The organism is Paraburkholderia sp. SECH4 (genome assembly GCF_030511745.1).
GTDB lineage: Bacteria > Pseudomonadota > Gammaproteobacteria > Burkholderiales > Burkholderiaceae > Paraburkholderia > Paraburkholderia madseniana.
The window spans coordinates 15501-27327 of record NZ_JALOCP010000027.1 but is presented as its reverse complement, the minus strand read 5'-3'; the positions used below and the strand labels follow the sequence as shown (position 1 = coordinate 27327).

Sequence of the window (11827 nt, the reverse complement as noted above, 5' to 3'; positions counted from 1 at the left end):
GGAAGCAGATGGCAGACTGAGCCAATGAGATTGCGGACCTTTTGCGCAGCTGACGTACGCGCTTTGGGTTGCCGGAGCACGCCGACGGCGCATGTCCATACGCATGCTTACCTCTCTGGGACACAGTATTGTTGTTCGCGCCGCAACCAATGGCGCTTGTGGCGCAGAGCGCGCCACAAGCGCCGAGTGCCCGGACAATGCCGCGCCGGTTACTTGGCGACAACGCCGGCCAGATGCCCAATCCCATCTGCCGTCTGCACACCCACGTTCCTCGCGACAACACCCAGGCCACCCACCACCGTGACGCCTGTGTCGGCCACCTCGAACTCGGTTCCGGCGACCGTGACCGTCCCCTTGATGTGGTCGCTGCCGGCGAGTGCGCCGAAGAGTATCCGAGCCGCAACGGGGCGTGTCTTGAATTCGCTTACGTGAAGTGCGACCGGAGCGCCCGACGCCGTAACCGGAATACCTATCTTCGTCATCTCGGCATGGAAGGCCCCGAGAAGGTCCGTTTTCGCTTCAGAAGAAATGTCGAACGATCCCGTATCGATCTGCAATTCGCTCACACCGCCTGTAAGTGCGACGCTTACATCGTGCCCCCGGTCGGCGGGTAGAGGAGTCATAGTTGGCGCTCCGGCACACGCGGCAAGGAGAAGGACGCAGATCGCTGAGAGCGAGATAAAACGCATTTTTGTGTTTCCGGATTTATTGTTAATAAGTTGATGACCGACAGTCCCCGGTCAAGGCCTCAGCCACGCAGAGCATTCGAATTTTCAGGCAACGCGTTTGCAGTGTTGCCATTGGACTGATGATTGAATATCGGCTGCGGGAGATGACTTCTTTAGCGTTCTCGTGTTACTCGGCATCAGTCTGCAATATCAAGGAGATGTGCTCCCCGTACGCAACGTCAATTGTCGACCCGTCATTATCAATACCAACCCTGCAACGATTTCCCTTCACTGTAGTTGGGCAATTTGGCGCGGATTGTCGTCAATCTAGCTGGTAACGTCGAGCGTCTGAAACTGGCCGCGCACCGTCTCACGCAAAGGGCATACGCAATGCGAACCTTGCAAAGCTGCAATCGGCAGAACGCGACCCAGCCTGTGTGAAAACGTGCTGATCGCCTAAACTGAAGCAACGCATTCAGGTTGGGTGGGCACATGAAGCGATTCGTCGAAGGTGAAGACCGAAGGCAAGCCGTCTTGCTACCCGAGTATCTCGACGACTATGTCGACGACGACAACCCGGTCCGTGTAGTGGATGTCTTCGTCGACGAACTTGATCTGCATGATCTCGGTTTTGATGGAACTACGCCAGCTGCAACCGGGCGACCCTCTTATCATCCCTCCGTTCTGCTTAAGATATACATCTACGGTTATCTCAATCGCATTCAGTCGAGTCGGCGCCTGGAGCGCGAGACTCAACGCAATATCGAGCTCATGTGGCTCACGGGCCGCCTTTCACCCGATTTCAAGACCATTGCCGACTTTCGCCATGACAACGGCAAAGCGATCCGCAATGTATGCCGGCAATTCATCGTGTTGTGCCGTAACCTGGACCTGTTCTCAAAGTCGATCGTGGCCATCGACGGCAGCAAGTTCAAAGCGGTCAACAATCGTGATCGCAACTTCACCAGTGGTAAGGTCCGGGCACGCATGCAGCAGATTGATGAGAGTATCGCGCGTTACCTTGCGGCGATGGAGACGGCGGACCGGACGCAATCCGATGTGGCAGAGGCGAGGACAAGCCGCATCAGCGACAAGATCACGAAGCTCAGGCAGCAGATGCAGGACCTCAAGGCAATGGAGCAGCGGCTGCGCGAATCACCCGATGGACAGGTCTCGCTGACTGATCCGGACGCGCGCTCCATGGCCACCAGCGGTCGGGGAACAGGGATGGTTGGCTACAACGTTCAGACGGCCGTTGATGACACGTCTCATCTGATTGTGGCACACGAGGTCACCAATGTTGGCAATGATTGTAACCAGCTGACGAAGATGGCTGGGCAGGCGCGAGCGGCTACCGGCATCGAAAATCTGACTGTTGTTGCCGACCGGGGCTACTTCAAGAGCGAGGAAATCCTGCAATGCGATGAGGCGGGCATTACGGCCTTCGTTCCTAAACCACTGACGTCGGGCAGCAAAGCAGATGGGTACTTCGGCAAGCAGGACTTCGTCTACGTTGCCGAAGATGATGAGTACCGTTGCCCAGCGCAACAGCGACTCACCTGGCGGTTCACAAATATCGAACACGGTATGACTTTGCATTGCTACTCGAGCTCGGCTTGTGCTACCTGCGCAATCAGAAAGCAATGCACATCCGGGAAGCAGGCTCGCCGGATAAAGCGCTGGGAGCATGAGGGCGTAGTCGAAGCAATGCAGCAGCGACTCCACCAGAAGCCGGAAATGATGCGCATACGCCGTCAGACCGTGGAGCATCCGTTCGGTACGCTCAAATTCTGGATGGGCGCTACGCACTTCCTGATGAAGACACGCGAGCATGTCAGCACAGAGATGAGCCTGCATGTGCTCGCATACAACCTCAAGCGCGTAATGGCGATCTTAGGCACTGCGGCATTAATGCAAAAGATGAGGGCCTGAGGAGAGGCCTTACATCAAACCGGCTGCACCACGGCGAACCGGAGAGCTTCTGGGCTCGTCGACGAACCTTCGCATTCTGACCGGCCTGAAGGTCCTCCAACCATACAGCGGGCTAAAACAGCCGCCAATGGCCGTGATCGACGGTGCGAAGTCATCGAGCCATATCGGTTCGCGTTTTTACACGACCTGGACCCGATTGAGACCTTGAGGTGAGTTTCCCAAGCGTCCGTTCCGAAGTTGACATGAGACGATCGACTGCCACACTTCTAATGTGTCGGCGCCAGGGTCACCTACCCAGTGCGGCTTTTGCCATCAGGCCGAGCGCCACACAGATCAACACGCCTCCGAAACCTATCTGTACGTGCTGCGCTGAGAGACGGTGCGAGGCCAACCGCCCGGCCACCATGCCGGCCGCTGTCGCCACGCTGAACCACAGCGTCAGCTCGAGCGGTAGCGGCGCGCCGTGCAGGATCGTCGCGACGACACCGCCGCTGCCGACCAGCGCGATCACCATCAGTGACGTGGCGACAATGCCATGCATCGACACGTTGGTCACTTTGCGCAGCAAAGGCACGATGATGAAGCCGCCGCCCACGCCGAGTAGTCCCGTCATCAGCCCGGTCAGCGCGCCGGTTGCAGCGAGTGCGGCCCCGGTGGTCCACGACCAGATCAGCCGGCCGGTATCGGGGTTCATGCGACCGACGCAAAGCCGTGAATCTGCACGGTCCGGCCGCCCGCGCCGCAAAGCCTGTGACAACAGCCTTCCGGCCACCACCAGCATGACGGTGGCAAACAGCGCCAATAGCACGCGTTGCGGTAACGCGTGGGCAAGGCGCACGCCGAGCGAGGTCAGCGGCACACCCGCTGCGGCCATGAACAGCGCGGCGCGGTAACGGACGAGCCGCTGCCGGAATGCTTCAAGCGCGCCGATCGCAGCGCTGCCCGCCACGGCAACCAGCGCAACTGGCGTCGCCTGCTGCATCGGCCAGCCCATGCCGGCCACCAGTGCCGGAACTGCGAGGATGCCGCCACCCGCGCCGGTCAGGCCGAGCACCGCGCCAACGATGGCGCCGAGGATAAGTGAAGTCAGCATGAGGAATCCGATAGGTTGTGAGCCACCGCTGCGTTAGCCCACGAGTTCAGGCTGCGCCAGCCACTCGCGCCCCTTGAGCATCCCCTGCCAGTAAAGCGGCGGCAGGATGCGCTCCTTCAGCAACCACGCGAGTCGCGACGGGTGCTTGCCGTCGATCAGCCAGGTCGGCAGCGTCGGCGCGACCTTCCCGCCATAGAGGAATTCCGCGAGCACGATCTTGCCGCGTTCGACGGTCAGCGGGCATGATCCATAACCGTCGTATGCTGCCTCGCCCCGGACCTTGCCGAGGGCGGCAAGCACGTTGTGGGCGACGACTGGTGCCTGCTTGCGTGCGGCGGCGGCGGTTTTCGCATTTGGCGTGTTCGCGGCATCGCCGAGCGCGAAGACGTTTGAGTAGGTCTTGTGGCGCAGCGTCGCCTGGTCGACATCGACCCAGCCCGCCTTATCGGCCAGCGAACTGACACGGATGAAGTCCGGTGCCTTCTGTGGTGGTACCACGTGGATCATGTCGAACTCACTGGTCACCGATTCCACGCTGCCGTTCTCGAGTGTGCGCCTGAATATCGCGCGCTTGGCCGGCCCGTCTATCGCACTCAGGTTGAAGCCGAAGTTCAGCGCGATGTCGTAACGCCCGACGTATTCCATCAATGCCGGGACATAGTCGGCCACGCCGAACAACACAGCCCCGGCATTGAAGAACTGGACATCTATCTGCTCGAGCCGGCCTGAACGCCGCCAGTGATCCGAGGACAGATACATCGCCTTTTGCGGCGCCCCGGCGCATTTGATCGGCATCGGCGGCTGGGTGAACAGCGCGCGGCCACCCCTGAGCTCGCGCACGAGCTGCCAGGTATAGGGAGCAAGATCGTAGCGATAGTTGGACGTGACGCCGTTCTGGCCAAGGGTTTCCGGCAACCCGTCAATAGCATGCCAGTCCAGCTTCAGTCCCGGACAAACGATGAGCTGCCTGTAGCTCACCACCCGGCATCCTTCGAGAACAACCGAATTCTTTTCCGGCTCGAACGCAGCCACCGCGGCCTTGATCCAGTGCACCTTGCGCGGGAGCACGGCGGCCATCTCGCGGGCGGTGGTCTCGGGATCGAACACACCGGCTCCGACCATGGTCCAACCTGGCTGGTAATAGTGGACGTCGGCGGGGTCGATGATGGCGATGTCGAGGTTGCGCTCGCGCGCGAGCAAGCTCGCGGCTGCCGCCACGCCGGCGGCGCCTGCGCCGATGATCACAATGTCGTGACTGGCCACGGCGACTTCGACGGGAACCTTGCCGCCGTTGGCGATACGCCGCGCCAGCGCAGACAGATCATAGCCTGCTGCCCTGGCAGCGGCGACGATGTCCGGCAACGCCCGGCGGGGCGCTTCGGACAGCGCCCACAGCGTCGCGGCACGCATCCCGGTGCGGCAATAGGCGAGCACCGGCTTCGGCAGTGCCTGCATCAGTTCGCCGAACTGTGCAGCCTCGCCATCGCCGACCTTGCCGGACTCGATTGGCAGGTAGTGGGTCTCGATACCCTGTTCACGGGCCGCCGCCTCGATCTCGCTAAAGTTGGGCTGGTCGGAACCTTCGCCATCGGGGCGATTGCAGACGACGGCGCGGAAGCCAGCGTCCGCGATCGCACGCAGGTCGGATGCGGCAATCTGTTGTGATACCGCCAGTTCAGCCGTCAGTTTCTTGATGTCCATCGACTTCTCCTGTTGCTTCTACTAGCCAGGTGCACCGGCTCAGATTGCGTTGAGGGGAATCTTGAGATACGGCACTCCGTTATCTTCCGGATCGGGCATATGTCCGGCGCGCATGTTGACCTGCACCGACGGCAGCATCAGCACCGGCATGTTGAGCGTCGCGTCGCGCGCGGTGCGCATCGCAACGAAGGATTCCTCGCTGATACCGTTGCGTATATGGACGTTGTGTTCGCGCTCCTCGGCTACCGTGCTGACAAACTGCAAAGGCCGCCCGCCTGGCTGGTAGTCGTGGCACATGTACAGCTTCGTGTCCGCCGGCAGGCTCAACACCTTGTTGATTGACCGGTAGAGCGTACGGGCGTCGCCGCCGGGAAAGTCGCAGCGCGCGGTGCCGTAGTCGGGCATGAACAGGGTGTCCCCGACAAAGGCTGCGGTCTGCGCACCGTCGCTCACCACAAAGGTCATGCAGGCCTGCGTATGGCCCGGGGTATGGATGGCGCGCGCCTGTAACGCTCCGACGGCGAATGTTTCGCCGTCGGAGAGCAGGTGATCGAACTGGCTGCCATCGTGCGCGAATCTCGAGCCGGCGTTGAAAAGCTTGCCGAACACGTCTTGTACGTGTGTCACCTGCGCGCCGATCGCAATCGTTCCGCCGAGTCTTTCCTTGAGGTAGGGCGCGGCGGACAGATGGTCGGCGTGCACGTGGGTTTCGAGAAGCCACTGGACCTTCGCGCCAAGTTCGTGAACGCGCGAGATGAGCTTGTCGGCTGTCGTCGTGGAGGTCCGGCCTGACTTCGGGTCAAAATCAAGGACGCTGTCGATGAGTGCACAGTCGCCCGTGCGGATATCCAGCAACAGGTAGCTGATCGTCCAGGTACCGGGGTCGAAGAAGCCTTCGACCTGCATAGGGCTCGTGGTATTCAACATCCTCTCCTCAAAAAATGGGGCTTCCAATGCGGCAGGGTCGGGGCAATCAGTACAAGAACCGTGCCATCGTCATTCCCATCTGACTTAATGCATATAAGCTGTTGATTTTAATACATATTTTTATCTACTCGGATTGGACGATGCCGTCCTCAGACGGCCAGCAGCGAGCGAAGACTGCCAGTTCTGGCAGTCAGATGGCAGTTATGGCAGTGCCGACGTATAGTGAGGTTTACCGGAGCCGCCGCCGTGAAATCCCCAAAGTCATTCATACCGATCACGCCCGTCGCGACGATGCCGGACGAACCGCCTCGAGCGCTGGATGTCGATGCACTCGTGTCATATCTGGAGCACGACGCTCAACCGATGATCGTGCTCGATCCCGAGTACCGCATCCTTGCCGCCAACACCGCTTATCAACGTCAGTTCGGCGTCGCCAGCCAGCCTCACCTCGGCCGCAAGTGCTACCAGGTTTCGCATCACTACGACGTCCCTTGCGATCAGGCGGGCGAGCACTGTCCGATGAAACGGGCATTTGAACTGCGCGGTCCCGACCGCGTGCTGCATATTCATCACACGCCTCGCGGGCCGGAGCATGTCGATGTCGAGTTGCGGCCGATTTTCAATGCACAGCGGGAGGTGGTGGCATACGTCGAGCGGCTCTCGACGGTGCGCGGCGCATCCGCCAAGCCGAGCGCGGAAGGCCTGGTCGGGCGCTCGACGGCGTTCAACGCGGCGATCTCGGCGCTGCATCGCGTCGCGCCTTCGATGCTGCCGGTCCTGCTCCTCGGAGAGTCCGGCACCGGCAAGGAACTGTTCGCGCGCGCCCTTCATGAGGCAAGCGAGCGAGCGCAACACCCATTTGTCGTTGTCGAGTGCTCCGGCATCACGGAGGCCTTGTTCGAGACCGAACTCTTCGGCTATGAAAAGGGGGCGTTCACTGGCGCAGCCGCGCGCAAACCGGGTCTCGTCGAGACCGCGCAAGGCGGAACGCTGTTTCTCGACGAAATCGGCGATGTGCCACTGTCAATGCAGGTCAAGCTGCTGCGGCTCATCGAGTCCGGCACGTTCCGCCGGGTCGGCGGCATCGAGACCTTGCGCGCGGATTTCCGACTCGTGGCAGCGACGCACAAACCGGTGCGGGAAATGATCGACGACGGCCGGTTCCGCCAGGACCTCTACTACCGCATCAGTGCATTTCCGATTCACCTGCCGGCGGTGCGCGAGCGCCCCGACGATATCGCGCTGCTCGTCGAATCAATACTCCAGCGTATCGATAGCACACAAGGCATTGCGGGCCGCAAGTTCAGCATTGCATCGGACGCGCTCGCGAGGCTCCATGCCTATTCCTGGCCGGGTAATATCCGGGAACTGCGCAACGTGCTCGACCGCGCCTGCCTGTTGGCCGACGACGGGGTGATCCGGATCGAACATCTGCCGGATGACATGGTGGCGGCGGAGTCGGCGCATCTGGGCAACAGCACGGACTCACCCTCATTTTCGACACGCGGCGAGCTTACGGATCGTGAGCTTGTACGGTTCGCAGAGGAGTTCTCCGGGACACGCAGCGCGCTCGCTCAACACCTCGGGATGAGTGAACGCACGCTGTATCGTCGACTAAAGACGCGAAGGTGACTGGGCGGGAGGCAAGTCGGGTTTCGATAGACGGTGACAGTGGGGCAGGAAATGCTGGCGCCAACAATGACGTAATGATCATTGCGCTACACCTCGACTATCCGAAAGAAAGTCGGCGATCGCGTGCGACCACAATTCCGATGCACGCCTGGCATCTCATCAACCAAGATCCTCGATTTGCGGGACACGGTTGCGCCGACGTGACAAGCCTCGAACGCACGGTATTACGGTGGGTGTCTCATGTCGCCGCCGAACCGGCCAGTCACCAACGCTACGTGGCTGACCGTAACTGGCCGAACTGAGACCAGGTCGCTTCGCGCTCGCGTGCACGCACGGCTGCGCAGTCTGTCGATCTGAAGTGGTTGTCCAGGGCAGTCGTGTCAGACAGGGCGACCCAGTCGCCTCGATAGGAAGATCCACGCCAGTTCGCGGTCCGGCAGGGGTTCTTCAGGCCCTCTGTAGAATGTCCATCGCCTTTTCGGCATCGTCCAACGAGTCGACCGCGAGATAAGCAATGAACTGTGTGCCAAGCACAGCAGCGGAAACGCCGCGGAGGTTGATCCCCCCGTCGGCCAGCGTCTGGGTCAATTGCGCGATGATCCCCAACTGGTCCAAGCCCATTACACGGACGGAGTGAAGGCTCGGAGTGACTGCGAACCCGACCTGTGTCGCGGCATGGATCTCCCTCTCCCCCTGCAGCGGTGCGACAAACACGACCCCTTTGCCCGATGCTTCCGGCGTGCGACGTGCGATGACGAACTGCAGGTCTACGCCAGCATCCCGCAAAGCGCTTAATACTTGCGCAAGCCCTCCCGGTTTGTCATCGATGGTAGCTGCCCAAACATCGACGCGTTCTACGCTCAGTTCCATGGCAGCCCCTCCCGCCTGATCGATCTCCCAATTTAAATCTACTTCACCAACGGCACGCGAGCAAGGCCAGCGGCGTAAGCGAGACACGGGAATGCCCGGAATCCCCGGGCCGGCACTGCCGGGGTTCATGCTCTGCAACGCCGGCACTGTGCGCCTAGGAAACTACTCGTCTCGTTTTGTCGTCATGCGACGCTTGCCTACCTCGAGAGCATCCGAACAAAGAGCTTTGTGTGTCGCTTGTCGGACCTATTCCGAGAAGACCTTTCCCAGCGATTCACCGCATATTTAGCGCGGATTGGTCTGCCACCTGCATAAGTCCGTACCGGAGCATGCGTAGCTTAAGAGCCCCGCGCCCACGGCTGCAAACAGGTCCGATAGGTACCGCCTGCGGCTCGGACTTGCTCCCACTTGGAACCTCGGGACCGCCCGGTGTTTCTGAGGCTCCCGGTCCAGCTCCGTCCGCCGTTGCGCCTGCTCGGGCGCAGCGACATCTATCGCAGCTTCGTCCTTGGTGCGGAACTCCGCGACGCCCACGCCCCGTAGGACCAATCCGTGTAAAGGAGCGTATCGATGCCCTCAACGAGAATACAGAAGTCATACAAAGGGGTGTCCGTTGGGACGGTCTGCCGTTGCCGGTACTGGTATCCGACGGACCCTTGTCGACCCGTTTCCGTCAGTCAGGTCATTGCACTAGTTGTGGCCGTTCTCGAATTACCAACGGTCACTTGCCCGTCGTGCGCACTGCGCATCGGCAGGCGCCGGAAACAGCGTCCCGACTGTAGGAGGAAGCCTCTGCAAACGAGCGGGCCGGCTGCTGCCGGCCCAGGGCGGTGGTGCTATCGGCTTGCAACGGCCTGAGGATCGGCGGGTTGCCACCCTCCGCCGAGTGCCTTGAATGCAGCGACCGCTGCGCGCGCGGATTCCGTTTGCGCCTGCACCCGCTCGTCGGATGCGCGCAGCAAGTTTTGATCGGCCTGCAGGACCTCGATCAGGCTGACGACGCCTTTCTGGTAGGCCGCAAACGAGGCGGCTCGCGCCCGGCCTAGCGAGTTCACACCCTGCGCGAGAACGGCAGCCTGCTCCTCGCGCTTCACGAGCGCAGAGAAAGAATTCTCGACGTCCTCCGTTGCGTGCAATGCAGCAAGCCGGTACGCGGCGAGCATCTCGGCGTCCTGGCCTTTGGCCTCATTGATCTGGGCATTGATGCGGCCGAAATCGAACAGACGCCAGCGCAGCCCCAGCACGCCAGCGGCCTGACTGGCGCCGCTACTGAACAGGTTGCCGCTGGCCACTGAAGTAGCGCTCCCGATCAGGCCACTGAGCGACAGCTTGGGATAATACTCAGCGACTGCCACGCCAATACGCGCGTTGGATGCAGCAAGGCGACGCTCAGCCACTATCAGATCGGGCCGACGCCTGAGCAACTCGCCAGGCGATCCGGTGCCTGCGATTCGCGGGGCGGCCGGGATATCGCCGCCCTCGTTGAGTTCCGCCCGATGCGTGCCGGGCTGTGAGCCCAGCATCACATCCAGCGCGTTCATCGCCGCATCCAGCCCCGCCTCGAGGACCGGGATGGATGCCTGAACCTGCGCAAGCGCGCCTTCAGCCTGGCTCACCTGAAGGTCGGCCGCCAGGCCTTTCCCATACAGAAGCTTGATGGTCGAGAGCAGATCCTGCTGCGTCTGCAACTGCTTGCGGGCCACCTGCAGACGAGCCTGCAATCCACGAATGGTGATGTAGATGTCGGCGGTCTGTGCTGCCACAGCCAGGCGCGTGGCCACCTCGCCGGCCTCTGAAGCCTGATAGTCGGCAAGTGCCGCTTCCCGTCCGCGACGCAGGCCACCAAACACATCCAGCTCCCAGCTCGCGCTGAAATTGGCCTCGTAGTCGTTGCCATAGCGATCGAAACCGGGCGTTGAATCCAGGACACGTCCCAGCGGAGTCTCAACCGACTGGTAGACCCGGGCCGCCTGGCCGCTGACATTGCCAGAAGGCAGCAGCGCGGCATTCGCCGCGCCAAGTCCCGCACGCGCCTGCGAGACGCGCGCGGCGGCCTGCGCGAGGTCCAGGTTCTGTTCCAGCGCGAGCGTAACGAATCGTGTCAGTTGCGGATCGCCGAAACCAGTCCACCACGTGACCAGGTCTGCGCTCTCCGCCGCCTGCCGGTGAGCTACCGCGGCCTGGCCCTGGAAATGGTCCGGCATGGCTACATCGGGCCGGACATAGTCGGGGCCGACAGCGCAGGCCGCCGAGAGGCTGGCGACAATGACCGCAGCAAGGAGGTGTTTGGGTAGCATGAGCATCTTAGCGAGGTTCCGGATGTGACTATAATACCAAATGGTCACTCGTTGTCCATTCCTGTATGCTATGCCCATGAAAAACACCACCACTCCCTCCGCCCCCGCGCGTGGCCCGGCTGATCACGAGGTGCGGGACCAGATCGTTGCTGCCGCCACCGAGCACTTCAGCCGGTATGGCTACGAGAAAACGACGGTCTCTGACCTAGCCAAGGCGATCGGGTTTTCCAAGGCCTACATCTACAAGTTCTTTGAATCCAAGCAGGCCATTGGCGAGATGATCTGCGTCAACTGTCTGCACGAAATCGAGAGCGAGGTCCGGACAGCCGTCGCAGAGACCGATCTGCCGCCGGAGAAGCTGCGACGGATCTTCAGGGTCTTTACCGAAGCGAGCCTCAGGCTGTTTTTCCGGGACCGCAAGCTATACGAAATCGCAGCATCGGCCGCCACGGAAAACTGGCAGGCGGTGCAAGCCTATGAGGCACGTGTTCAGAAGCTGCTCCAGGAAGTTCTGCAGGAAGGCCGGCAAAGCGGAGACTTCGAACGCAAGACGCCGCTGGACGAAACCGCGATGGCAATCTATCTGGTGCTGCGCCCGTACCTCAACCCGCTACTCCTGCAGTACAACCGCGACACCACGGATGTCGCGCCTGCGCAGCTGTCCAGCCTGGTTCTCCGAAGTCTGTCGCCCTGACGCGGTCAACACT

General features: G+C 61.3%; 9 protein-coding genes. 3 read left to right on the top strand and 6 right to left on the bottom strand.

From position 1 onward, the window contains the following. Nucleotides 1–209 precede the first annotated feature (209 nt). Nucleotides 210–623: a hypothetical protein gene (locus M0D67_RS29190; protein WP_174825333.1), complete on the bottom strand. Its 414-nt coding sequence runs from the start codon at nt 621–623 to the stop codon at nt 210–212. Between the two features lie 537 nt (nt 624–1160). Between M0D67_RS29190 and M0D67_RS29185 the strand changes: the two genes are divergently transcribed. Continuing rightward, nucleotides 1161–2600, top strand: a complete 1440-nt coding sequence (locus M0D67_RS29185; RefSeq protein WP_266240662.1) for an IS1182 family transposase — start codon at nt 1161–1163, stop codon at nt 2598–2600. 286 nt (nt 2601–2886) lie between these two features. Here the strand turns inward: M0D67_RS29185 and M0D67_RS29180 are convergent, their stop codons facing one another. From M0D67_RS29180 to M0D67_RS29170, 3 genes are read right to left on the bottom strand one after another with little or no spacing between them, the layout of a single operon-like run. After that, nucleotides 2887–3693: a sulfite exporter TauE/SafE family protein gene (locus M0D67_RS29180; RefSeq protein ID WP_154566611.1), complete on the bottom strand. Its 807-nt coding sequence runs from the start codon at nt 3691–3693 to the stop codon at nt 2887–2889. Nucleotides 3694–3726: 33 nt separating this feature from the next. Further along, complete coding sequence (locus tag M0D67_RS29175) at nt 3727–5394, bottom strand: bifunctional protein tyrosine phosphatase family protein/NAD(P)/FAD-dependent oxidoreductase (RefSeq protein WP_266240661.1); 1668 nt, start codon at nt 5392–5394, stop codon at nt 3727–3729. Between the two features lie 39 nt (nt 5395–5433). Further along, nucleotides 5434–6321: an MBL fold metallo-hydrolase gene (locus tag M0D67_RS29170; RefSeq protein ID WP_266240660.1), complete on the bottom strand. Its 888-nt coding sequence runs from the start codon at nt 6319–6321 to the stop codon at nt 5434–5436. Between the two features lie 291 nt (nt 6322–6612). Here M0D67_RS29170 and M0D67_RS29165 point away from each other — a divergent pair, with 291 nt between their 5' ends. After that, nucleotides 6613–7953 (top strand): sigma-54-dependent Fis family transcriptional regulator, encoded by a 1341-nt coding sequence (locus tag M0D67_RS29165; RefSeq protein WP_171929221.1) that lies wholly within the window; start codon nt 6613–6615, stop codon nt 7951–7953. A 447-nt stretch (nt 7954–8400) separates the two neighbouring features. Here M0D67_RS29165 and M0D67_RS29160 read toward each other — a convergent pair whose 3' ends face one another. After that, nucleotides 8401–8823, bottom strand: a complete 423-nt coding sequence (locus tag M0D67_RS29160) for an ACT domain-containing protein (RefSeq protein ID WP_154566614.1) — start codon at nt 8821–8823, stop codon at nt 8401–8403. An 836-nt stretch (nt 8824–9659) separates the two neighbouring features. Next, complete coding sequence (locus M0D67_RS29155) at nt 9660–11120, bottom strand: efflux transporter outer membrane subunit (protein WP_154566620.1); 1461 nt, start codon at nt 11118–11120, stop codon at nt 9660–9662. Between the two features lie 76 nt (nt 11121–11196). Here M0D67_RS29155 and M0D67_RS29150 point away from each other — a divergent pair, with 76 nt between their 5' ends. Next, entirely contained in the window at nt 11197–11814 is a 618-nt protein-coding gene (locus M0D67_RS29150; RefSeq protein ID WP_154566615.1) for a TetR/AcrR family transcriptional regulator, read from the top strand. Nucleotides 11815–11827 lie beyond the last annotated feature (13 nt).